Origin of the sequence: Dyadobacter psychrotolerans, from assembly GCF_004349265.1 — a bacterium.
Taxonomy (GTDB): Bacteria; Bacteroidota; Bacteroidia; order Cytophagales; family Spirosomataceae; genus Dyadobacter; species Dyadobacter psychrotolerans.
This window is the reverse complement of the sequence record NZ_SMFL01000005.1, coordinates 62,432-86,062: the sequence shown is the minus strand read 5'-3', so window position 1 is coordinate 86,062 and position 23,631 is coordinate 62,432. Positions and strand designations below refer to the sequence as shown.

The window sequence follows — 23,631 nt, the reverse complement described above, 5'->3', positions numbered from 1 at the left end:
CTCAACAAGTAGTCTAAAATGCCGCTGACGAAGGACGAAATTTTAAAGGAGAAAATACTGGCCGGTGCCAACAGACTCTTCCAAAAACATGGTCTTACTAAAACCACCATGGAAGATATTGCCAAAGAAGCGGGAAAAGGAAAAAGTACGCTTTATTATTATTTCAAGAGTAAGGAAGAGATTTTCGACGACATTATTCAAAATGAAAAGTCCAAATTTTTCAGCATTCTTTTGCAAGCCGTAGCCGACGCTCCAACTGCCCGCCTTAAACTCAATGCTTTTGCGCTCACCCGTTTTGAAAGACTTAAAGAATGGACGAATCTTTATAATGTAATGGTACAGGAAGCGTTGGAATCACTAAAAAACGGAGGCGTAGACTGCGTCAGATATCGCAAACAATATGATCAGAAGGAAGCAGATATTGTCAAAGGAATTTTGGTGTTTGGAATGGATAACGGTGAATTCCGTACGTTTTCAGAAAGTGAAATTGACGCTCTGACTTTTTGCTGTATCAGCTCTCAGCACGGTCTGGAATTTGACCTCGTCCTTTATGATAAAATGGAAGAATTACTTCCAAAGATCAATTTTCTGATGGAGATCATGATCAACGGCATCAGGAAATAAAACCCGATGAATATAATGTACCGCGGACAAATCGGTTGTCGCGGTCAACAATGGAATATTATGAATGCTTAATATTCAAATAATCATAGATCTTCGGGCATTGCAAAAAACAAATCAGATTAGTTTGCAAACCCAGGCTGGTTATATTATTTTAGAGGCTTGAAAAGGTTTGTCCTACATATCATCCTTACAATTGTAATACTCGATACGACTTCTTTGTATCAGGTATTAAAATTCCCTACCCTTTTCCGGCACTTTACCGAACACAAAGCGTTAAACCAAAATATCAGTTTTGGCGATTTCCTGTCTATGCATTACGGTGGTGATGATCTGAATGACGACGATGATGAAGAAGATATGCAGCTACCTTTTAAAAAAGTGGAGGTGCACCATGCCAGTTTTCTTTTCATTCCTTTTGTAACCACGTTTAGTTTTAAAACATCTGCCTGGTCTTTAAAAGCAGATTACGGTCCGGATAAACCCCAGATCCACTACAATCCGGCACTGGGTTCACTTTTTCGCCCTCCGCGAGTTTAATAAATCACATACTGATGGAGCATTCCCGCTCCGCCAATCTGTGACTGCATGATTTCATGCGGCCATGGCCTATTTGCTGTGTATTTATTAAAAAGCGTATTATGCTTAACAAAATCATTCAGTTTTCAGTTAAAAACAAACTGGCAATTGGAATCTTTATGCTGCTGTGGATTGTCTACGGCACCTATCAGGTTACCCAACTGCCCATAGATGCCGTCCCCGACATCACCAATAACCAGGTCCAGGTAATTACTACCGCAACTGCTCTCGGTGCCGAAGATGTGGAACGCCTCATTACGTTTCCTATCGAACAGGCTATTAGCAACATTCCGGGTTTAAAGGAAAGCCGGAGTATGTCTCGTTTTGGTCTTTCATTAATAAGTGTCGTTTTCGATGATGACTCCGATGTATACTGGGCAAGGCAACAGGTTACCGAACGGCTTTCGCAGGTTGAAATCAACGAAAATGCCAATACACCGCAGCTTGCGCCTGCAACAACCGGTCTTGGTGAAATTTACCAGTATGTGGTAAAACCAAAAGATGGCTATGAAAAGAAGTATTCTCTGGCTGATCTTCGTACAACACAGGACTGGATTATCAAAAGACAGCTACTCGGAACTGCCGGCGTTGCAGACGTTTCCACATTCGGAGGTGATCTGAAACAATACGAAGTGGCAGTAATTCCTGCCAGTCTGAAGGCGCTCAACCTGACTATCAGTGATGTCTTTACTGCTTTAAACCGCAATAACCAGAATACCGGTGGTGCGTATATAGAGAAGGGGCCATCGGTGATGTACATACGCAGCGTCGGGCTTGCCGGTTCGATGGATGACATCCGCAAAATTGTTGTAAAAAACAGCACCAACGGAACGCCTGTTCTGATCAGCCATGTAGCAGAAGTTCGTCTGGGTTCAGCCATTCGTTACGGTGCGCTTACGATGGCAGGCAAAGGTGAGCTTTGCGGTGGAATTGTGATGATGCTGAAAGGTGCCAACTCTTCGGAAGTAATCAAAAATGTCAAAACCCGGGTGGCCGAAATTCAGAAAACATTGCCTGACGGTCTTGTAATCGAACCGTTTCTTGATCGCACCAAAATGGTAAACAACGCCATTGGCACCGTAGAGCACAACCTGTTGGAAGGCGCTCTAATCGTCGTTTTGGTACTGGTTCTCTTTCTTGGAAATTTACGTGCCGGACTTATTGTGGCTTCCGTTATACCGCTGTCGATGCTTTTCGCTATTTCGATGATGAACATCTTTGGCGTGAGCGGTAACCTGATGAGCCTTGGAGCACTTGACTTTGGTCTGATTGTGGATGGGGCCGTTATTATTGTGGAAGCCATTCTTCACCATATTCATTTTTCAAAAAAATACGCCGGAACCAATCAGATCTCACAGCAGGAAATGGATGCGGAGGTCAGCGGTTCCGCTTCTCGTATGATGAACGCTGCCGTTTTTGGGCAGATCATTATCCTGATCGTTTACCTGCCAATTCTTTCTTTATCAGGAATTGAGGGAAAAATGTTTAAACCTATGGCACAAACCGTTGCCTTTGCTGTATTGGGCGCTTTTATCCTTTCGCTCACCTATGTGCCGATGATCAGCTCAATGTTTATCAGCAAAAAGATCTCTCACAAACCGAACATTTCTGACCGGATCATGGGCAGGATAGAAAACGGTTATTCCAGAATGCTTTCGGGTGCTTTAAGAATTAAAAAAATTATGGTTCTTTCGGCTTTCGGATTATTCGCCATTGCTGTATTTCTATTTTCACAAATGGGCGGAGAGTTTATCCCCCAGCTGGAAGAAGGTGACTTTGCAACAGAAACCAGGCTGCTTGTCGGAACCAACCTGAGCACGACCATTGATGCTTTTAACCGTATTTCCGATCGTTTAAAAAAGGATTATCCGGAGGTTGAAAACATTGTTTCCAGGATTGGAAGCGCCGAGATTCCAACTGACCCAATGCCGATCGAGGGCGGAGATATGATTATCGTTTTGAAGGACAAAACCGAATGGACCAGTGCGGAAACCTTTCCCGACCTGGCCGGAAAAATGGCTGCTACTGCCCAGCAGGTGGTTCCAGGCGTAACAACCGGATTTCAATATCCGGTTCAGATGCGTTTCAACGAGTTGATGACCGGGGCAAAACAGGATGTTGTCTGCAAAATTTTTGGAGAAGATCTTGATAAGCTGGCAGCCTGTGCGGAACAGTTGGGTAATATTTCCAAAACAGTAAAGGGCACAGCCGATTGGTACATTGAAAAAGTGACCGGTATGCCGCAGGTCGTAATTGAATTCAACAGAAATGAAATTGCCAAATATGGTTTAAATATTGATGACATCAACCGAACTATTAATGCTGCTTTTGCAGGCGCTGCTGCCGGACAGATTTACGAAGGAGAGAAAAAGTTTGATCTGGTAGTCCGCGTTGGTGACAAAGGACGAAGAAACATTAACGATGTGCAAAACCTGCTGATATCCACTCCAAATGGCATACAGATTCCGCTTTACCAGGTTGCAAGTATTCAGGAAATCGAAGGTCCTAACCAGATACAGAGAGAAAATACAAGGCGGAGAATTATTGTTGGGTTTAATGTAAGGGGAAGGGATGTACAATCGATCGTGGAAGAGCTGCAAACAAAAGTGGAATCCAAAATGAAATTTGAACCGGGTTATTCCATTACTTATGGCGGCGCTTTTGAAAACTTACAACAGGCAAAATCACGTCTGATCATCGCCGTTCCGGTAGCGCTGCTTCTGATTTTTATCATGCTTTATTTTGCCTTTTCTTCCGTAAAAGACGGAGCGCTCATTTACACGGCGATTCCTTTGTCAGCCATTGGAGGTGTTTTTGCGCTTGTTTTGAGGGGAATGCCTTTCAGCATTTCTGCCGGCGTGGGTTTCATCGCTCTTTTCGGAGTAGCCGTTTTGAACGGAATCGTACTTCTTTCGGAGTTTAACAGAATCAAAAAAGAGGGAATTATTACCGATGCAGTACAACTCGTGATGACAGGAACAAGAAACAGACTCCGGCCGGTACTGATGACCGCTGCGGTGGCATCGCTTGGTTTCCTGCCCATGGCACTAAGTAACGGTGCCGGAGCAGAGGTGCAGCGTCCTTTGGCGACTGTGGTAATTGGCGGGTTGATCACTGCGACATTGCTCACACTGTTTGTACTTCCTGCTCTTTACCTTTTGTTTGATTCGGGTAGTAAAAACAGGAGTTTAAAATTAGCGGCGATAACATTTTTCATTTTTGCAGGCAATACAACTTTTGCCCAAACACATCCTGCACCGATAAATCTGGATCATGCTATAAAAATTGCTGTCGACAAAAACCTTAATGTACAAAGCTACCGGCTAAATGAAAAAGCAAGCGAGCGTTTACAGGCCAATGCTTTTGACATTGCAAAAACCAGTATCACCGCAGATTATGGAAAAGTAAACAGCATTAACAACGATAACCGGATTGGCATCAGCCAGACATTCAGTTTTCCCGGTGTTTATTCAAACCAGAAAAAAATGCTGACGGCCGGCTACCTTGCTTCGCAGGCGCATACCAGGCTCACTGAACAGGATTTACGTGCAGGTGTACGACAGCTTTTTTATGAATACGCCGTATTGACCGAACGCAAAAAACTGCTGATGTACGCCGACAGTGTATACCGTCTTTTTGAAACAAAGTCAAATCTTCGTTTTGAAAAAGGATCTGCCAATATTCTGGAAAAAACCGCGGCAGAATCACATCGCCAGCAAATAACCAATCAGCTGAATTTACTCAACAGCGATCTGGCCATACTTGTAAAACAATTCAATATGCTGATCCAGGATACGCAGTTATATATCCCGCAGATTCTTGATCCTAAAATTGAAAACAGATTCACCTTACAGGATTCATCCGTGTCAGTTAATCAGCTGCCACTGGCCGATCTTGCGAAACACCAGCAGGATGCAGCCCGGTTTCGCTGGCAAACTGAAAAGTCGAGATTGCTTCCGGATTTTATGATTGGATACAGCAACCAAAGCCTCATTGGCAACCAGCAGGTGGGCGGACAGGAACTTTTTTACAACGGTAAAGACCGGTTCAGTTATGTGAGTGCAGGAATTGGTATTCCTTTGTTTTTTAAAGCACAGTCGGCAAAAGCAGCCGCAGCAAAACTGGATTGGGAAAGAAGCAAAAAACAGGCTGACTATATTCAATTCCAGTTACTGACTGAACTTCAAACAGCCTTTGATCAGGTGCAAAAATACCAGCAGAGTCTGGCTTATTATGAGACCGATGCGCTGAAAAATGCGGAACTGATTATTAAAACAGCTGATGATCAATTTCAGGGTGGAGACATTGATTACCTGCAATGGGTAATTCTCGTCGACCAGGCTATAACCATCAAAAATGAATACGTCGGTGCGCTTAACAGCTACAACCAGGCAGTCATACAATTATTAAAATTGAACAATCTTTAAGAAAAAGAAATGAAAAGATACACCATAATCTGTCTGAGCCTGCTGGTTTTAGCATCCTGCGGAACTGACCCCAAAAGTGAAGTTGCCGAAACGAAAAACAAAGCGGATTCCACCAACTCGGAACAAACGGTTTCGTTTAGTGCTGAACAATTAAAAAGTGTAGGCATTGAAGTAGGAACGCCTCAGCTTGAAAAAATAAGCGGGGTACTGAACCTTCAGGGGACTATAGACGTGCCGCCCCAAAGCACTGTTAGCCTTAGTTTTCCTTTGGGAGGTTATCTTAAATTCACAAAAATGCTTCCGGGTATGCATGTGCGGAAAGGCCAGGTTTTGGCGGTACTGGAAGACATGCAGTTCATCCAGCTTCAGCAGGATTATCTGACTGCAAAAGAAAAATTCACCCTCTCAGAAACAGAATTCAGCCGGCAGCGTGATTTGAACACAAGCAAAGCCAGCAGTGATAAAGTATATCAGCAGTCACGGGCGGAAATGGAAACGCAAAGAATTTTGATGAATGCCTTGGGTCAAAAGCTGGAAGTGATCGGCATAAATCCGGTTCAGTTAAAGGCCGATAACATTTCAAAAAGTGTTTCAATACTTTCACCCATCAATGGCTATGTTTCCAAAGTAAATGTGAACGTAGGCAAATATACCTCACCTACCGACATGTTGTTTGAACTTGTGGATCCGCGTGATATACATCTGGCGCTGAATGTTTTTGAAAAAGACCTGGGAACACTGGCGATCGGACAGCATGTTACTGCTTACACCAACAGCGAACCAGGCAAGAAATTTCAGGCAGAAATCATCTTAATCAGTAAAAACCTAGACCAGGACAGAATGGCTGAGGTACATTGCCATTTTGAGCAATACAGTCCTTCTCTTGTTCCGGGAATGTTTATCAACGGCGAAGTTTCAGTAGATAACAAAGAAGCGCTGACCGTTCCCGAAGAAGCTGTTGTACGCTGGGAAAACAGGTTTTTTGTATTCACTGATAGCGGAAACGGGAAATTCGAGATGACCGAAGTAAAACCGGGCGTGATCAGTAAAGGAAAACAGCAGATTGAAGCTGCCGGTATAGACGAAAGTACCAGACTTGTTGTGAAAAATGCTTATGCCCTGTTGATGAAGATCAAAAATACTGAAGAGGAAGGATAATGATCGTTTAAGGTGCGGCTAAACGATCGGGCATACCCGGCGTTTAGCCGCTTTAGGATTTAGGAATGTTTAAGCTGTTTTTTAGTTGATTCAGTGAGTTCGCGTTTTGCCAAAGCGTGACATTCATTAATTGCATCACTGAACATCATTTGCTGAGGAGGAGTTTTTTGGGTAGAGGCAGACGGCCCGCGCAGCGCACCAACAAGGCCAAGTTCTCTTGCTACGTATACATAACGGATGGCGTCGATTACCACCCCGGCAGAATTTGGTGAATCCTGAACTGAAAGCTGAGCGTCCAAAATTACCGGCGCGCCCATAAATCCTTCCAGCTCCAAACGGAAATTGGCAACCTTGTTATCACCATAAAAAGCGATGTACTCCGATGGCCCGGCGTGCAGAAAACTATCTTCCGTCGAAATGCCGCGAATATCGTTTTGTGCTCTGATGACATTTTCCTTAGATATCTTTTTCGACTTTAAACGATTTTTATCTTCCATATTCAGGAAATCCGTATTGCCGCCTACATTCCGCTGGATGTGTGCTTTGACATGATGTCCTCTTTCAAAAGCGAGTTCCTGGAGCATCTGAGAAACAATACTTGCCCCAAACTGACTTCTCATGTCGTCACCAATAATCGGAATTCCTGCATCAATAAACTTCTGCTCCCAGACCGGATCTGATGCTATGAAAACAGGTATGCAATTTACCAGAGAAATACCCAATTCCAGACAGATTTCAGCATAAAACTCGGTTGCCAGCTGCGACCCTACCGGAAGATAATTGATCAGCACTTCGGCCTGATGTTCTTTCAAATGCTGAATTATTTCCAATCGAAGCGATTTAACAAACTCTTCATCATAAGCAGTTTTGTCTGTCAGCTGATCAGTCGGTTTCAATTCTTCTTTTATCACAAAACGGTTTGCTTCCGGATAAGCAGACATTTGAGGAGAAACCCCGTCTATAACCGGAGAGCGGTAAACCGGTGCCAATGAACTAATTTCTGAATTGAGTATGATCGTACAGTTTGGTTTTGCAAAAATTGCATCCTTTAATGACAGACCGATTTTACGTTCATCTATATCAAAACCACATACAAATTCAATATTTTCAGCTTTGTATCCACCTATATCATCAGCCATTAGTCCTGATGTTTTTTGAGAATTTCTGGTGTAATACTCTACTCCCTGTACCAATGAACTTGCGCAGTTTCCCACGCCCAGAATAGCAACTTTAATTTTTTTGGATTGACTTGACATTCGTAGATTTTTAATAAAAATTAAAAGATATTTTTCCGAGACACTCACTTTTCAAAATGAAAAACGCGATTTAAATCTCTACGTAAAACCGAACAAAAAAATCAATGCAAACGTTTGCATTGATTCAAAAATATCTTTTTAGACAGGATTTAAGTTTATTGTAGAGAACGAATCGATCTGGATAAATTCTTTCTTCTCCAAACGGGTATATTCACATAATACAATTACCAATTCGAATAAAAATACACACTTCGCATAAAAAAGAGGTATAAAAAACCAGAAGGTTTTACCAGCTTTAAGCTTTCGAACGGTTATAATCAATATGTAGCAAGGCGGTGTTCGTGTGTCGCAAACTAATCCAAAAAGTATCATTTTGGAAAGTTTATCATGAACCTGATTTGCAAACCAGTCGCAGACGGTCCCTTAAAATTTACCCGGATTGAATTCTCTAAAATTTTGAAAATTGTCGCTATTTAGACTAATTATCGTTAGATTTGCGTCGATATTTCATTGTAATCAACATCATACAGGCATCGTCTGGATATTAATAATTAACCTTTGCATGAAAAAACTATTTATCATTATTACCACATTGGTATCCTTTGCTGCACATGCCCAGCAAAACGGACTTTTAGAACAATCGTTCTGGAAAACATCTCCCGATGTTAACGCGGTTAAAGCGGAAATTGCAAAAGGAAGTAATCCATCTCAGTTTAACGGTAATCTGTTTGACCCTGTGGTTATGGCAATTAATGCCGGCGCTCCCAATCCTACGATTGAATATCTGTTATCTCAGCCAGGCAATGGCATTGATAAACTGACTCACGATGGCCGTATTTATTTGCATTGGGCTGCAATGAGAGGCAACGTGGAAGTGATGGAATATCTGGTTGCAAAAGGAGCAAAAGGGAATTTTGTAGATGGCCATGGCGCAACACCAATCAATTTCGCTGCAGGCGGCGGTCAGCAAAACACCAAAGTTTATGATATCTGCCTTGCTCACGGCGCAGATTTGAAAAAAGATCTTAACAGTGAAGGTGCCAATGCCCTGCTCATTGCAGTTGCTAATGACAAAGATCTGGTATTGACCAACTATTTTGTATCAAAAGGTCTGGATCTGAAAAGTACCGACGCGGCTGGTAATAATGCGTTCAGTTATGCTGCACGTGCAGGTAAAATTGATGTGCTTAAAACACTCCTGGAAAAAGGAGTTCCTGCCAATTCAAATGCAATCCTTATGGCTGCACAGGGATCCCGCGGCGGGGCGAACTCGATTGAGGTATATCAATACCTTGAAAGCCTGAAACTTAAACCGACTGTAATTGGTAAAAACGGTGAGAATGCGCTGCATGCCATTGTGCGTAAACCAAAACAAGACGATATCATTAAGTATTTTCTTTCGAAAGGTGTTGATGTAAATAAGGCAGATGAAGACGGAAATACCGTATTTATGAACGCTGCTGGCAGCAACCGTGACACTGCAACGTTGAGCTTACTGCTTTCCAAAGTGAAGGATATCAATTTAGGTAACTCAAAAGGCGTAAGTGCATTGGCCATGGCTTCCCGCAGTAATTCACCGGAAGTGATCGGTTATCTGATTGGTAAAGGAGCGTCTGTCAATACAACAGATAAAGCTGGCGAAAATCTGGCATTTTATCTTGTGCAAGGTTACAATGGACAAAGAGCAGCAGAATTTGAATCGAAACTGAAAGTGTTACAGGAAAAAGGTTTTAAAGTTACCGAGCCGGCAAAAAATGGCAATACGCTGTATCATGTAGCCGTTGCTAAAAATGACCTTTCACTGGTAAAACGTCTTGAAGCCTATAAAATCGATGTTAATGCAAAAAATAAAGAAGGCATTACTGCCTTGCACAAGGCTGCGATGGTCTCAAAAGATGATGCCATGATGAAGTATCTTTTATCAATCGGTGCTAAAAAAGACATCCAGACCAACTTCAATGAAACTGCCTTTGACCTGGCAGGTGAAAATGAAACGCTGTCTAAAAACAATGTAACTGTTAACTTCCTGAAATAATTTTCATGTCTGATTTAATAAAAAAAACACTCCTGTTCCTGGCAGTATTCTTTTGCGTATCAACGGCTTCATTCGCCCAAAAGGGAGCCACTTCCAAGTACAAGTGCATGATCCAGATGACCAACTATACGGGTGAAGGTGCTTACATTGTCATTTCACTAATTGATGCCAAAGGCGCTTACGAGAAAACTTTGTACGTGATGGGCCCGGATAAAAAATGGTACAACAGCTTGAAGGAATGGAACAAATTCAGAACTAAAAAACCGGCCAACATCAGCGCAATCACGGGAGCATCTGTTACCGGCGGAGACCGTAGTGTGAATGTCGTTGAAATTGAGAATGCCAAGATTAATGCCGGCTACAAGCTGCGTTTTGAAAGCGCCGTGGAAGACCAAAAATATCATGCAAAAGATGTGGAAATACCTTTAACCACAGAAGGCCTTTCAGCAAAAAGCGACGGCACCGGATTTATCCGTTACGTACGTTTCAGTCCAAACTAGGAATCAGCAATTATGACTATTTCGATATGGAGATACAGCCACTTAGCCCTGGCTGTATCTTCTTTTCTGTTGCTGATCCTCGCATCAGTAACCGGCATCATTTTGTCTTTTCAACCCCTGGCTGAAAAAGCCCAGCCTTACCGGTCAGATAGTTTCGATGAGCTCACACTCTCTGAAACACTACCTGTTTTACGAAAAAAATACCCGGGAATCAGCGAGCTTAGTATTGATGCAAATGAGTTTGTTCAGATACAGGGAAGCGATGACAAGGGAGAAAATCTTCTGGCATATATCGATCCAAAGACCGGTACAATTTTAGGTATTCCGGGTAAAAAAAGTGAATTTTTCGAGTGGGTTACAGCGCTTCACCGTTCACTTTTTATTCATGAATTGGGCAGACTTTTTATTGGAATAACTGCATTTCTACTTTTGCTGATCACCGTTTCGGGAACAATTCTGATTATTCAGCGGCAACGGGGATTAAAACGGTTTTTTACAAAAATCGTAAGGGATAATTTTGCACAATACTATCATGTTGTACTGGGCAGGCTCTCCCTTATTCCAATTTTTATCATTGCTCTTAGCGGAACTTACCTGTCACTCGCACGTTTCGGGTTTGTTGAAACAGTCATACCGTCTGCTAAAATAGACTTTGATCCCATTCGTTCAGAGCCGGTAAAAGAAGCTGCGGATTTCGAAACTTTTAGAAAATTATACCTGAACGAAGTCCGGAGTATCGAGTTTCCATTTTCCGAAGATGTTGAAGATTATTACACTTTAAAACTCAAAGACCGTGAAATAACGGTTAACCAGATTACCGGCGACGTTCTCAGTGAAAACAAATATCCTGTTGCGGAATTGCTAACCAATTTAAGTCTGGATTTGCACACCGGAAGAGCGAGCGGTATATGGGCTGTGGTGCTGGCCCTGGCTTCGGGCAACATTCTGTTTTTTATTTATTCCGGTTTTGCTATTACACTGAAACGCCGCGCGAACCGGGTTAAGAATAAGTTTACTGCAGCCGACAGCGAATTCATCATTCTGGTTGGTTCGGAAAACGGCAGCACTTTTCGCTTCGCAGGCGCTATTCATCAGCAGTTAATTGCAGCCGGCAAGTCGGCACACATCGCTGAACCGAATGATTATGAAATATTTCCAAAGGCAAAACATATCATTGTCATGGCGGCCACCTATGGCCTGGGAAATCCGCCTGCCAATTCCACCAGGTTTTTAACAATTCTTGCAAAACACAAACAGCCAAACCCTGTCCATTTTTCAGTAGTTGGCTTTGGTTCGCACGCCTATCCCGATTTTTGCAAGTTCGCCTTTGAGGTTGATAACCTTTTAAGTAAACAGTCCTGGGCGATTCCCACGCTGGAAATACATACCGTCAACGACAGGTCGCCGGATGAATTTAGCCAATGGGCTACCAGCTGGTCGCAGCATGCGGATATCCCGCTGGCAGTTTCTACCGAATTGTTTACTGCCAAACAAGAACGTCCCCATGCGCTGACCGTAATTGAAAAAACAGCAGTTTCAGCTGCCGGTGAGTCGTTTTTGATCCGCCTGAGAGCCGAAAGCGAAACCGATTTTACATCCGGAGATCTGTTGGCTATTTACCCGGCAGACGACCATCGCGAGCGTCAGTATTCTATCGGAAAAATTGGAAATGACGTACAGCTTAGTGTAAAGCTTCATGCCAATGGCCTGGGTTCTGAATATATTTACCGGTTGCAGCCGGGAGAAACGATTCATGGCCGGATTGACAGCAACGCACATTTTCATTTACCTCAGGTAGCAACTTCTGTAATCATGATTTCGAACGGGACAGGCATTGCACCTTTTCTGGGCATGATTGATCAGCCAACGCCGGGCACAAATTGTCATTTGTATTGCGGTTTTCGGGACGAAGCTTCCTTTGGCCTTTATAAAACTGCCATTCACCAAAATCTGGAAGCTGGGAAATTAAGCAGTTTACATATAGCTTATTCCCGTGAGGGTAAAAAACAGTATGTAAAAGATTTGCTTGAAAAGGACGCAGTGTTGATTGCCGATGTGCTGTCAACTGGTGGTGTGATCATGCTTTGCGGGTCACTTTCTATGCAAAACAACGTGGTAGAATTATTGGAAAATATCTGCCAGACGAATTTTGGAAAAAGCGTAAGTTATTACCAATCGCATAGTCAGGTACTGATGGATTGCTATTAAAAGTCACGTTCGTTTATTTAGTTTAAATTTCCGGCGTACTAAAATTAGTCTTTTAAGCGCCGGAAATCTATCTTCCCAGGGAGATCAGATTTGAAAACATTCGGTAAGCTCCCGGTACTCCGGCAGGCAGCTGACGAAACCAGCTTAGGGTTGTGTAAACGTAATTGCCTTTGCCGTATCGCGCCACTAGAATACCACTGTCAAGCGCTTCACTTCCCGGGTCATTGCAGGAAATTACGGTTTCGTATTTGTCCGACCAGCTGGCGGGCTGGTAGAGGCTTCTTTCCTGTACCCATCCATCAAAATCCTTTTTGGTAATTTTATTGGGATAATTCAGTGCTGAACAGTTGGGATTTACAAACCTTACTTCCGCTGCCTCAACCGTAATGCGGTTTTTGGAAACAGTGAAAGGATAAGGCCCAAAATCTTTTAATAACAGCCCTTCATCAGAATTGTACTGAACGATCAGATTTCCGCCATTTTCAACATACTTTAACAGTACCGGGTTAATGACCTTCAATCTTTCCACAATGTTGTAAGCACGAACCCCCAGAATAACGGCATCGAACCTGACCAGATTTTCTGTAACAATATCTCTGTCTTCCAGAATAGAAACTTCATAACCGATCTGCTGCAGACTTGCCGGAACCAGGTCACCTGCTCCTTTGATGTAGCCAATCAGATTACCTCTTTTATTGATATCCACCTTTACCACCCTTGCTTTTGCAACAGGAAAATGCAGCTGCAAAGGAATATGCGGATGACTAATCAGTGCCAGGCTTCGGTTGTAAACTTTATCTTTTGCTGTCACTACCGCATTTAACTCCCCTTCTCCGGCATGGTCGGGCGGAAACAACTTAAACTCAAAAACCTGCTCCTGCCCTTTCAGCTTAAGCGTAAACGGAAAGAATTCAGGCTGCGCCCGCCAGCCTTCCGGCAAATCAAGTTTTACATCACCCGAGATATCATTCTTCCCGGACGTCACCGTTACCGAAACCGTCTTTCCGTCATTACCATTAAACAAATATACTTTTTCGGATATGGAGACATACACCGGGGGAGTAATTGCAAGAGGCTGATGTACTTCTCCCAATATAGGATCCGTTTTTTGATAAATTACCGGGGAAATATGGTTCAAAACTTTTCCGGATACGAGCAGTTCAAAGTTTAATTCTGCTATCGGCTCATTTTGGGGCTTTCCAACATTTTCAGCTTCCGAAACTTCATAGAGACCGGGTCCGCTGGCCTTTTGCAGCCAGTAAGGCTGAGAGTATGGTGCATTTGCCGGAATGAAAACTTCCGTTGCAAACTCTAATTTTTGATCTTTTTGTAAGCTGATTTCAACCACGGAATCCGGCTTTTGAAACGGAAGTTTAATCTTACGAATTGAAACCGGAACATTGGAACGATTGAGCACTTCAACATTTAAATTAAGCTGATCACCCGGTGTATATGCGTAATCCTGCGCAGTAACCTGGATAAATAAACCTAACGCTTCCCTGATAACTTTATCCAGTTCGGCAGATTTCGTCGTTTTCCAATAACCATCCGGAAGTTTACTAAGCGCTTCACGTGCATGAAGAAGAAGTGGAACCACTTTAGCCGGATCCGTATGATCGTATTGCGTTAATACAATTTTAAGCAAATCCTGAAATTTCTTACTGCCCGGCTGTCTTTCCCATGTCGTATTGACACCATCCATCAAATCGCCGGAAGCCTTTTCTCCTTTGACATGTTTAAAATATTCGATCAGACTGCCCCGAAAACCGACCGTTCCAAAGCCCTGCGTCCGGTGCTGACTTCGGCTTTCGGCAGCAATTTCGCCATAAGATTTGCCAAGAAGCGGATTATAAATACCCACATCAAGTTTGATACAATCTTCCGCATCACTTTGTCCTACGGCTTCTCTGCGTTGATTCCACCACATTCCGGCGTTCCAAACCAGGCGTTTTGGTTTCCAGGGATCTACAAATTTTAGTTGTTCAGGAAAACGTTTGGGATCTGCGGCCGCATCAAAAGCTTCCTCCGCCAGAATAGCAGAGGCGATGTGGTGTCCATGTCCGGCTCGTTCATCGGGTGGAAATCGTGATACGATCACGTCAGGCCGGAACTTACGAATCACCCAAACTGCATCCGACAATAATTTTTCCTTGTCCCAAATGGTAAATACTTCTTCTGCACTTTTAGAAAAACCAAAATCAATAGCTCTTGAAAAAAACTGCTGCCCGCCATCAATTCTCCTTGCCTGCAATAGTTCCTGGGTACGTATAATCCCCAGACTTTCCTTTGTTTCTGTACCTATTAGATTTTGCCCTCCATCTCCTCTTGTCAAAGAAAAATAGGCAGTATTATAAAGTTTCTCATTTGCCATGTAAGCAATAAACGTCGGATTTTCATCATCAGGATGCGCCCCGAAATACAGGACATTACCCAAAACGCCCAGCTTCTTGATATCCTGAAATATCCTGGCTGATGATGGCCTTTTTGGAATCTGGGCGTAGGAATTCATATCATTCAGAATAAAAAAGACAGTAAAATAAAAACACAGCCGGAGGTAGCAATTCTTACGCATAACCATTTAATAATAAATCAAATTATACCAAAAGAGACACAGCTCTTTTCAGCACCGACACTAATCTACTAAATATATAGATTTAATCATGTAAATATAAATACTTTTACAAAAAGCAGCTGATAAAATTGCTGTCATGATGCACTTTACTGGTTTTATCGATAAAAATTATTGAAAAAGCCTGCAAAAACAGTCAATTATATTCGCAGCAGGTTCTGTTTTCAGAAAGTGTTTGATAAAAACAGAATGCGAAGACGGCTCTATGGGTGAGGAAGTTGTAATAGAAAACGACTCTTGGATTCCGGTTTCTGACAAGACCTGTTATACAAGAGTCGCTTTTTTGTTCTGAAGACTTATGCTTCTAATTCTGTAATTATTTTTTCCGAAGTATTATCTGCTCTGAGAATATCCATTAGCGTTGTTTTATCTAATACATTCAGGTTGGCATCACGCCATTTTTCCAAAACAGTACGGAGGCTGCATGTTTCTTCATCCTTGCAGTCATCACACCGTCCGTAAAAAAACATGGAAACGCAGAGCGCCGGAGCGATCGGACCGTCGATGATTCGGAGTACCTTTGAGAAACTCACATCCGCCGGAGCCATACGTAACATGTATCCTCCTCCCTTTCCCTTTTGACTTTGCAAAACGCCGTTATTTCTCAAATCCAGCAGAATAGCTTCCAGAAATTTCTTTGGAATTTTCTCCTTTTCAGCGATGTAAGAAATCAATACCGGCCCTTTGCCATATTCTTCTGCTAATACTTTAAGAGCCTTAAGTGCGTACTTGGCTTTTTTTGATATCATTGTTGATTGATGTGCTTAACGATTCAGTGTCACAAATTTTCACATTTGCAGCAACTGTTGATTTTGGAATAAATATATAGCACATCAACCTAAATGACAGCCTTTTTGTTCATATAAATGAAAATGTTAGATCAATTCTATATAATAAGAAGGCTTTTGTACGAAGTGGGACTTTGAAATAATTATCAGGCTTGTTTACGAAGTTTTAAAATATCATAAACCGGAACACCGCTTAAAGCAATGATTAGTCCCGGACAAGTGAACTGCGGTTTGTAAATGATTAGTAAAATACAAAATGCAAGTCCCATAATAATGTACAGTGCAGGCAAAACAGGATAAGCAGGCGCTTTGTAAGGGCGTTCAAGAAGTGGTTTTTTAATCCTGAGAATGAAAAATGTCGTATTTATTTATTTCAAAACAAATAGTACAATTTACTTTTTTTGGAAGGCAGATCAGGAGGCTTCCTGTCTGTTTAAAATTCGCAGCTGATGGGTATTAAATACCTGCGAATTGGGCTCGACACTTTTGGTAAGAAAAACGCTTCCGCCGATCACGCTGTTTTTACCGATCACCGTGTCACCGCCTAAAATGGTAGTCCGGGCATAAATGATCACGTTGTCTTCAACGGTGGGATGTCTTTTAATTTCTGCCAGATCTTTGGCAACCTGTAAAGCCCCAAGCGTAACTCCCTGATAGATACTTACGTTTTTACCAATAATTGTGGTAGCGCCGATAACAATTCCGGTACCATGGTCTATCATGAACGGAACGTCTATCTGCGCGTTGGGATGAATATCAACACCGGTTTTGCCATGCGCAAACTCACTTAATATTCTTGGCAAAACAGGTATTCCCAGACGGCTCAAATGGTTGGCCAGCCGGTAGACCGTAATTGCATAAAATCCAGGATATGAAACAATTACCTCGTTTACGCTTGTCGCTGCCGGGTCATATTCATTTATTTTACTTGCATCCAGTCTCAGGTTTTGGTATATTCCTTCCAGGGAATTATAAAAATCGGCAACCACACCGGTGATATCTATTCCGCTGGGTTCGAGGTAACTCAACAGGATGTTTTCAAGGTCAATCTGATTTTTTTTCAGTATACCTTCGTAAGCAGAACTTTTGGGCAAATGGTTACTTGGAAACAAAAACTGCACAAGATCATCCAGCCACCTGATCGCATCACGGGAAGAAGGTGTCGCCTCCCATTCCGCATTGTGAGTTTTCTTTAAAAGACTGATCAGCGACTGCGTGTTGGTACTTTGATTCATATTTGATTTATACACAAAAGCTATCAGAACTTGTTTTCCACTTAAACGTAACGTTCAAATTTCTGAAAAGCTTATTCTGATAGCGTCCTTTAACCTACTTATTTCTTTTTTGTATCCGCTTTTACCTCCGTGTACTTCTTAACCGGTACAAAATTTCCACCAGCACGTCCACATCTGAGCAGGTATTGTAAAAGGCCAAAGACGGGCGTACGGTTGTTTCTACCCCAAATCTTCTCAGAATAGGCTGCGCACAATGGTGACCCGACCGCACCGCAATACCTTCCTCGTTCAACGCAGCACCAACCTCTTCGGTTTTGTAACCTGCAAAAACAAAAGACAAAACAGATGCTTTATCCGGTGCTGTGCCGATCAAACGAAGACCGGGAATATCCTTTAAAAGGCCGGTCGCATAGACCAAAAGATAATGTTCGTATTGGTGAATGACATCAATGCCGATTTTATTGACATAATCGATGGCCGAACCTAAACCTACTGCATCGGCAATATTTCCTGTACCTGCCTCAAAACGGTTCGGCGCGTCGTGAAACCGGGTAAACTCGAAAGTCACATCCTGAATCACGTTACCTCCACCCTGCCATGGCTGGGTTTGGTTTAGCAAATCTTCTTTTCCGTAAAGCACGCCAATTCCGGTTGGTCCGAAAACCTTATGACCGGAGAAAACAAACCAGTCACAGTTCAGCGCACGTACATCCGAACGAAGGTGTGAAACAGACTGTGCGCCATCTACCAGTACTTTGGCTCCGGCCGCATGAGCCATTTCCACGATTCTCTTTGCCGGTGTAACCGTACCCAAAGCATTTGAGACCTGGGTAAATGAAACCAGGCGTGTTTTCGAATTTAACAATTTGGCATACTCATCAAGCAGTATCTGGCCATCGTCATCAACTGGAATTACCCTGATTTTCAAACCCTTTTTGGCCCCAAGCTGCTGCCAGGGAACGATGTTGGCGTGATGTTCGAGGTTGCTGAGAATAATTTCATCTCTGGCACTCAGGTTTTGCTCTCCCCAGGTTTTAGCAACCAGGTTGATTGCCTCGGTAGCGCCACGCACAAAAATAATTTCATTGACCGACCCTGCATTCAGAAATGTCTGTACCTTTTTACGTGCACCTTCGTATGCATCCGTTGCGCGGGCAGCAAGCTCGTGTGCAGCGCGGTGTATGTTGGAATTTTCGTGTTCGTAGAAATACGTGATTCTGTCAATTACCTGTTTGGGTTTTTGGGTAGTCGCGGCGTTGTCAAGCCAAATCAGCGGACGCCCGTTTACCTTTTCTTGCAAAATCGGAAAGTCTCTTTTGATCAGGTTGACATCAAACGGTGCACCGCCTTTACCATCAGTAACCAATGGTAAAGATTTCTCTCCAAGCTGAGATCCATAATGACCCGGCTGCGCAAAAGGATCATTTCCCTGAAAACCGATTCCTGACAAAAAATAGTATTGGGAAGCCGATGGGCCGGGGTTTACAGGAAGCTGTGGAAAGCTTTTAAATGTATTGATCGAAGCAAAAAGCTTGTCTGCCTTTGGTTCAAACGCAGTATCAGCCGAAAAAGGAAACGATTCGGCGTAGGGTGGTCCGGTTTGAATAACCGAAGGAGAAATACCACTGCCGGCCGCCGACTTGGGAACGTGATTGAACCCGGTCGAATTAGGATCAGACAGGCTTGTCTGCGGATCACGCAGATTGATTGCATTTCCCTGATTTACAGCCGAAGGCGAAATGCCAAGATGAATATCTCATACAAACATACTTTAATTGACTTTCAGCGTTTTTTTTAATCAGGCAGTTTACCACCGGCCTGCATTTCTAAAAAACGGACCCTACCCCCTAGCCAAATATTACTCAGGTTTACCAAAACTAAAGCCTGATATTTCCGCAAAACCATTTGTAAAGTATTTCATAGCCATTTTTTATTCTGTTTAAAAATCTATAATGCTACTGGATTTTGTGGATTTTCAAATCGTATACTTTACCACAACATTAATTATATACTAATTCCATAGACTTTATATTTTTTATGGAATATGTTTGTAAATTTGGCCCATGATAAAATTTTAGACTTAGGGAAAATGCTTTCAAAAGAACACATCAGCATCTACAAAAATGAAGAAATGGCTGTGGAAGCTTTCAAAGATTATCGTATACGACGGGGCATCGTTTGTAAAAAATGTGGTGGAAGCCACCATTATTGGCTTTCGTCGAAACATCAGTTTCAATGCAAAAGCTGCAAGTTCAGGACCACACTTCAAAGCGGCACATTACTGGAAGGAAGCAAACTGCCGATATCTTACTTTTTTATCGCCCTGCATCTGCTGATCAAAAATGATAACGCCGTTTCTATTGAAGAGTTTCAGCAAAAAACAGGTCATAAATACAGCGAACCACTTTATGATTTTCTCAGAAAGATAAAGCTGTATCTCAACACCAATGACCGCAACTCTATTCTGATCGACTTCTTTGAAGTAGCCAACAGGACTTTCTTTTTACAGAACGTTCATTAACCACCGTTTGCTGAACACCTTTACAATGACTATGAATTTGAACTACATGGCCTTGGCCGTTCCTGTATTCCTGTTTTTTATCGGGCTGGAATACCTTATCGCAAAACGAACAGGCAAAAAAATCTTCAATTTTACAAGCTCCATTGCCAATATGAATGTGGGTGTGGCAGAAAGACTTATCGATCTGTTTACAGCCGGTTCGTTTTATTTCTTTTACGATTATCTGCATAAACATTACGCCATGTTTAACATCAAACCAACCATTTTAACCTGGATCGCGCTCATATTGGCCACCGACCTGGTTTGGTATTGGTACCATCGCGCGGGTCACAAAGTTAATTTGTTCTGGGGATTTCATGTGGTACATCATACCAGTGATGAATTTAATTACACGGCGGGCACCAGGATAACGGTTTTCCAGGCTGTGGTAAGAACTTTGTTCTGGTCTGTGCTTCCGCTTGTTGGTTTTCCTGCTTCGATGATCACAACTATGCTCATTGTTCACGGGCTTTATCCGTTTTTTACACACACCCAGCTTATTGGCAAATTAGGCATTTTAGAATACATCCTTGTTACACCGTCTCATCACCGCGTTCATCACGCGAGCAATGAAGACTATCTTGATAAAAACTTTGGAGACATGTTTATCATCTGGGATAAGCTGTTCGGAACATTTGCTAAGGAAGATCAGGAAGCACAGTATGGTTTGACCAAACAGCTCGACAGTTACAGTTTTCTCTGGCAGCATTTTCACTTTCTGGTCGAGATTTGGTATGCAGCCAAAAGAGAAAATGGTCTTGTTAATAAGTTAAAAATCGTTTTCGGCAGTCCTTCGGATTTCGATCCTGAGATAAGACAGATCGTCGAAAAGAAGTTTCTTTCACGACATAAGGTACGGGTCCGGACACAAAAGTTCAGATTGTATGTAATCGGGCAATTTAGCTTTATGGTGACAATACTCTTCTTCCTGCTTCTTTTTGAACACCAGACCGATCTCTTTCTGCAAATCATGACAGCCTTATTTATTTTAATAACCGTAATCAACTGCGGTGCCATTTTGGAACAGCGGCGCTGGGTTTTTTATCTCGAAGTTGTCAGAGGATTTTTTGTAATACTCACCACCTTTTATTACTTCCCGCATCCCACCACATTTGCTGTTTTTGCCATTTTAACAATCAGCTCACTGGCCTATTTCTCAACCCTTCAAAAGCAATATTTAAATACCCTTTACGGATCTCAAAGTGCCTAATTTCGTTTAAAAACACTACTATTTTTTACTCATGATCAAGGACTAACCTCTCGCTGAATTCCCAAAGCTCCTGACCCAGCTTTCTATTTTTAGCAGCCCCGGAAGTACGTCCTGGTTTGCAGTTGACCAGATATTTACCGGAAATACCTTCTGCAAAGGGAGAGGAAGCAGCGAAAATACTGGTTTCCGCACCCTGACTGGTTGTCTTTAGAAAAGGCCGTAACAGCTTCATAAATGCCGCAGTGATTCCGGTTCCATCAGCTGCAAAATTGCTGGCAACCGTACCGGGATGTACTGCATTGGATGTAATTCCAAAAGATTCTAATCTTTCAGCCAGTTCGTTAGAAAAAAGGATATTGGCCAGTTTTGATCTTCCATAAACAATCAAATCCTGATATACGGGCGGATCTACCAGCTTGCGGATATCGTAAAAAGCAAAAAAATGTGCTTCGGAAGCTACATTCACAATTCTGGCCTTATCAGCGGATTTCAAAAGATCGATAAGTCCGGTTGTTAACACAAAAGGCCCGATATGATTGGTTGCAAAAGTAAGCTCAATTCCGTCAGGTGAAAACTGTTTGTGTTGAAATATCTGACCGGCATTGTTAATCAGTACATCAATTTTGTCATATCGTGATTTGATTTCCTGCACTGCATCTTTTACAGAAGTTATATCCGAAAGATCGCATCCGACAAAATCAGCTTTAACCCTGCCTGAAATTTCTTCCTGAACCAACCTGGCTTTGGCCTCGCTTCTTGCGACGAGAATAAGATCGTAACCTTTCTTCGCCAATTCAATTGCGGTGACGTAACCAATACCAGAAGTTGGTCCTGTAATAAGTGCAGTTTTATTTGACATAAAATGTAATTTGACGGTATAAATATTGTTCTTTTACCACGTAAAATATTCATTGGTAAAAGAGAAAAAAACTGTGCTTCAATCAGATATGAAAAATATCTTTTAAGGCACGTTTGGCTGCATGGTAACCACACATGCCATGAACGCCTCCACCCGGCGGAGTTGAGGAAGAACAGATATACAAACCTTTAGCAGAAGTCCGGTAAGGCGACAGGCTCAGCACTGGCCTTGTATAAAGCTGGCTGATATCCTGAATCCCTCCGTTGATATCACCACCGATGTAGTTGGGGTTGTAAGCCTCCATTTGCAAAGTATTCATGGTATGCCGTTCCAAAACCACGTCTTTAAAGCCAGGTGCAAATCGTTCTACCTGATTTTCGATTGCTTCTGTTCGGTCTTGCTGGGAACCATGGGGTACATGGCAATATGCCCAGGCCGTATGTTTGCCTTCCGGCGCACGGGTGCTGTCAAACAAACTTGGCTGGGCCAGTAAAACAAAGGGTTTATCTGCCAGTTTTCCGTCCGACGTAATTTGTTCAGCATGTGTTATTTCTTCTATGGTATTTCCTAAATGGATCGTACCTGCTTTTCGACAGGATTCGTTTTTAAACGGAATAGATTCAGAAAGTGCCCAGTCAATTTTAAAAACCCCCATTCCGTACCTGTAGTTTTTCAGCTTTCGTGCATAGGATGAGCTAAGTTTATCGCCGGCAATTTCCAGCAGCTGTTTAGGTGTAACGTCGAGTAAAACCGCTTTGGAAGAAGGCAGCTGGTCCAGTGATCTAACATGAAATTCTGTTTCTATTTTTCCCCCGATAGAAAGAAAATAAGACACCAGCGCATTGGCTATGGACTGAGATCCACCTTTGGGAATTGGCCAGTTGCCCACGTGTGCCGCGGCCATTAACATCAGTCCTATTGCAGAAGTTGTCAGATTGGTCAGCGGCTGAATCGCATGTGCTACCATCCCGCCCCACAAGCCGCGTGCCTGTTTGGTTTTAAAACGTTTCGAAAGCCAGGTTCCGGAAGGCAGTGCTTTTAAGCCAAAGTCAGCTAACGCAAGCGGATGCGATGGAAACGGAAATGGCCCGAGTAGATCAGGAAGTAATTTGGGCAGATTATTAACCGTGGACTGCATTAAACGCAGATAAGCTTCCTGATCCTGACCTAAACCTTCGGCCGTTTTTTGCAGTGAATGATGCAGTACACCTGCCGTTCCGTCATCAAAAGGATGTGCGGCAGCAAATATCGGATTGATCATTTCAAGCCCGTGCTGCTGCAAAGGAATGTTGCTAAAAAAAGGAGAAAGCGTCACCATCGGATGTACTGCCGAGCAGACATCGTGTATAAAACCAGGCAAAGTCAGCTCTGCTGAGCGCATGCCTCCGCCCGGTGTTTTTTTTGCTTCAACCAATAAAACAGACAATCCCGCCTGTCTTAAAGTAATAGCAGCCGCAAGCCCATTGGGACCTGAACCTACTATCACTGCGTCATAATCCTGATTAGCCACACGAAGATTTTAAAATGAAACGAAGTTAACGATCTGTAACCGGTTTACATTCAGCA

The 23,631-nt window shown here is 42.7% G+C and carries 16 protein-coding genes; 9 read left to right on the top strand and 7 right to left on the bottom strand.

All coding sequences use genetic code 11. The features are described 5' to 3' along the window. Positions 1-18 precede the first annotated feature (18 nt). From E0F88_RS14825 to E0F88_RS14810, 4 genes are all read left to right on the top strand, one after another. Positions 19-624, top strand: coding sequence for a TetR/AcrR family transcriptional regulator (locus E0F88_RS14825; RefSeq protein ID WP_131959055.1), 606 nt, complete (start codon positions 19-21; stop codon positions 622-624). A 159-nt stretch (positions 625-783) separates the two neighbouring features. Then, on the top strand, positions 784-1,161 hold the full coding sequence (locus tag E0F88_RS14820) for a hypothetical protein (RefSeq protein WP_131959054.1): 378 nt from the start codon (positions 784-786) through the stop codon (positions 1,159-1,161). A 101-nt stretch (positions 1,162-1,262) separates the two neighbouring features. Beyond that, on the top strand, positions 1,263-5,627 hold the full coding sequence (locus E0F88_RS14815; RefSeq protein ID WP_131959053.1) for a CusA/CzcA family heavy metal efflux RND transporter: 4,365 nt from the start codon (positions 1,263-1,265) through the stop codon (positions 5,625-5,627). Positions 5,628-5,636: 9 nt separating this feature from the next. Beyond that, the gene (locus tag E0F88_RS14810; RefSeq protein WP_131959052.1) at positions 5,637-6,785 is read left to right on the top strand and encodes an efflux RND transporter periplasmic adaptor subunit; all 1,149 of its coding nucleotides are present in this window, start codon (positions 5,637-5,639) and stop codon (positions 6,783-6,785) included. Between the two features lie 59 nt (positions 6,786-6,844). Here E0F88_RS14810 and E0F88_RS14805 read toward each other — a convergent pair whose 3' ends face one another. Further along, positions 6,845-8,041 carry an inositol-3-phosphate synthase gene (locus E0F88_RS14805; RefSeq protein WP_131959051.1) on the bottom strand — a complete coding sequence of 399 codons (1,197 nt, stop codon included), beginning with the start codon at positions 8,039-8,041 and terminating at the stop codon, positions 6,845-6,847. 562 nt (positions 8,042-8,603) lie between these two features. On the opposite strand from E0F88_RS14805, the gene E0F88_RS14800 reads away from it, so the two are divergent. From E0F88_RS14800 to E0F88_RS14790, 3 genes are read left to right on the top strand one after another with little or no spacing between them, the layout of a single operon-like run. After that, the gene (locus E0F88_RS14800) at positions 8,604-10,076 is read left to right on the top strand and encodes an ankyrin repeat domain-containing protein (RefSeq protein WP_131959050.1); all 1,473 of its coding nucleotides are present in this window, start codon (positions 8,604-8,606) and stop codon (positions 10,074-10,076) included. A gap of 5 nt (positions 10,077-10,081) precedes the next feature. Continuing rightward, entirely contained in the window at positions 10,082-10,576 is a 495-nt protein-coding gene (locus E0F88_RS14795; protein WP_131959049.1) for a DUF2271 domain-containing protein, read from the top strand. 12 nt (positions 10,577-10,588) lie between these two features. Beyond that, positions 10,589-12,784, top strand: coding sequence for a PepSY domain-containing protein (locus E0F88_RS14790; protein WP_131959048.1), 2,196 nt, complete (start codon positions 10,589-10,591; stop codon positions 12,782-12,784). 67 nt (positions 12,785-12,851) lie between these two features. Here the strand turns inward: E0F88_RS14790 and E0F88_RS14785 are convergent, their stop codons facing one another. The 4 genes from E0F88_RS14785 to E0F88_RS14765 all read right to left on the bottom strand — a co-directional run bounded on the left by E0F88_RS14785 (position 12,852) and on the right by E0F88_RS14765 (position 18,955). After that, the gene (locus E0F88_RS14785) at positions 12,852-15,293 is read right to left on the bottom strand and encodes a PIG-L family deacetylase (protein WP_131959047.1); all 2,442 of its coding nucleotides are present in this window, start codon (positions 15,291-15,293) and stop codon (positions 12,852-12,854) included. Between the two features lie 416 nt (positions 15,294-15,709). Next, the gene (locus tag E0F88_RS14780; RefSeq protein ID WP_131959046.1) at positions 15,710-16,162 is read right to left on the bottom strand and encodes an RrF2 family transcriptional regulator; all 453 of its coding nucleotides are present in this window, start codon (positions 16,160-16,162) and stop codon (positions 15,710-15,712) included. 452 nt (positions 16,163-16,614) lie between these two features. Continuing rightward, positions 16,615-17,436 carry a serine O-acetyltransferase gene (locus E0F88_RS14770; RefSeq protein WP_131959045.1) on the bottom strand — a complete coding sequence of 274 codons (822 nt, stop codon included), beginning with the start codon at positions 17,434-17,436 and terminating at the stop codon, positions 16,615-16,617. A 121-nt stretch (positions 17,437-17,557) separates the two neighbouring features. Next, entirely contained in the window at positions 17,558-18,955 is a 1,398-nt protein-coding gene (locus E0F88_RS14765) for a family 2A encapsulin nanocompartment cargo protein cysteine desulfurase (protein WP_262709890.1), read from the bottom strand. A gap of 570 nt (positions 18,956-19,525) precedes the next feature. On the opposite strand from E0F88_RS14765, the gene E0F88_RS14760 reads away from it, so the two are divergent. Then, positions 19,526-19,957: a transposase gene (locus E0F88_RS14760; protein ID WP_131959043.1), complete on the top strand. Its 432-nt coding sequence runs from the start codon at positions 19,526-19,528 to the stop codon at positions 19,955-19,957. Positions 19,958-19,982: 25 nt separating this feature from the next. Further along, a complete protein-coding gene (locus E0F88_RS14755; RefSeq protein WP_310589724.1) occupies positions 19,983-21,206 on the top strand; it encodes a sterol desaturase family protein in 1,224 nt (407 codons plus the stop codon). 25 nt (positions 21,207-21,231) lie between these two features. Here the strand turns inward: E0F88_RS14755 and E0F88_RS14750 are convergent, their stop codons facing one another. Both E0F88_RS14750 and E0F88_RS14745 read right to left on the bottom strand, forming a co-directional pair. After that, positions 21,232-22,065: an SDR family oxidoreductase gene (locus E0F88_RS14750; protein WP_131959042.1), complete on the bottom strand. Its 834-nt coding sequence runs from the start codon at positions 22,063-22,065 to the stop codon at positions 21,232-21,234. Between the two features lie 82 nt (positions 22,066-22,147). Next, complete coding sequence (locus E0F88_RS14745; RefSeq protein WP_131959041.1) at positions 22,148-23,575, bottom strand: phytoene desaturase family protein; 1,428 nt, start codon at positions 23,573-23,575, stop codon at positions 22,148-22,150. Positions 23,576-23,631: the final 56 nt, after the last annotated feature.